1 protein-coding gene and 1 pseudogene are annotated in these 1,351 nt (G+C 74.2%); both read left to right on the top strand.

Translation table 11 applies throughout. The annotated features are described in order from the left end of the window. Positions 1-367 (top strand): annotated as a pseudogene (locus FNQ90_RS23365) (hypothetical protein); the annotation flags it as partial. A 125-nt stretch (positions 368-492) separates the two neighbouring features. Further along, positions 493-1,326, top strand: coding sequence for a M55 family metallopeptidase (locus FNQ90_RS23360; protein ID WP_182608167.1), 834 nt, complete (start codon positions 493-495; stop codon positions 1,324-1,326). The last annotated feature ends 25 nt before the right edge of the window (positions 1,327-1,351 follow it).

The following is a 1,351-nucleotide window of genomic DNA, read 5'->3' as shown; positions in this document are numbered from 1 at the left end:
CCCGCTCCCCGACCACCCCTCCTCCGGCCGACTCATCTTCCGCCGGGACACCGTCCGGCAGGAGGCACTGTGGTGGACCTACCCCCTGACCGGTCCCCCTCCGCTGCGTCTGCTCGTGCTCGCCACCGATCCGTCCGCGGACCCGGGACACGTTCCCGGGGGGACCGGCACGCCGGCCCGTGCCGGGGAGCCGGTGACCGCGACCTTCGCCCGTCGGCCCGAGCCCCGGGTCGACGAGGAGGTGGCCCATCGGTTGACCGCGGTCACGCCCCCGATGAGCCCCGCCGAGAGCGAGGAGATCGTCGCCCGGGTGCTCGAACTCGGTTACCCGTGCTGGACGTCGGGCGGTGACGCCGCTTCCGGGTGACCCCGACCGGGGGCATCCCCGCCGGAGGTGGCGCCGGGTCGTCCCGACGGGGGTCACGCCGCCGGTGCGGGAGGGGCCGGCGCGCCGCCCCTCCCGCACCGCTCCCCCCGCGTACCCTGCCCGCCATGAAGGTCCTGATCAGCGCGGACATGGAGGGCGCCACCGGCGTCACCTGCCCGGCCGACTGCCTGCCGGGCACCCCCGAGTGGCAACGCTGCCGCGCCCTGCTCACATCCGACGTCAACGCCGCGGTCGAGGGCCTCCTCGCCGGCGGTGTCGACGAGGTGGTGGTCAACGAGGCCCACATGACGATGCGCAACCTGCTGCCCGAACGACTGCACGAACGGGCCGAGGTGCTGATCGGGCGGCACAAGCCGCTCGGCATGGTCGAGGGGGTCCAGCACGGCGACGCCGACGGCATCGTCTTCCTCGGCTACCACACCGGCGCCGGGGACGAGGGCGTCCTCGCCCACACCTACCTCGGCAACTCCCTGACCGGTGTCTTCGTGGACGGTGTCCGCGCGAGCGAGGGGCGGCTCAACTCACTGGTCGTCGCCGAGTGGGGCACCCCGGTGATCCTGGTCACCGGGGACGACCTCACCTGTGCCGAGGCCGCGTCCTGGGCCCCGGCCGCCCGGACCGTCGCGGTCAAGGACCACGTCTCCCGCTACGCCGCCGTCTGCCGGCCCCCGGCCCGCACCGCGGCCGACATCCGGGCCGCGGCCGAGGTCGCGGCGGCCCTCGCGGTCCGCCACGAACCGGCCGCGCCGACACGACGGACCATCGAGGTGGAGTTCGACGCGGAGCACCTCGCGGGGGCCGCCACCATCGTCCCCGGCGTCGAACGGATCGATTCGCGCCGAGTGGCCTTCACCGTTTCGGACATGTATCGGGGTATCCGTTGTTTCAAGGCGGTCACCACGGTCGTGGCCGCCGCTGTCGAGGAGTGGTATGGCTGAGCACGTCTCCCCCCGGCCCCCGGTG

Source organism: Streptomyces alkaliphilus, assembly GCF_014141535.1.
Lineage (GTDB): Bacteria > Actinomycetota > Actinomycetes > Streptomycetales > Streptomycetaceae > Streptomyces > Streptomyces alkaliphilus.
Note: the sequence above shows the minus strand (reverse complement) of the source record. Positions and strands in the feature narration are given on the sequence as shown.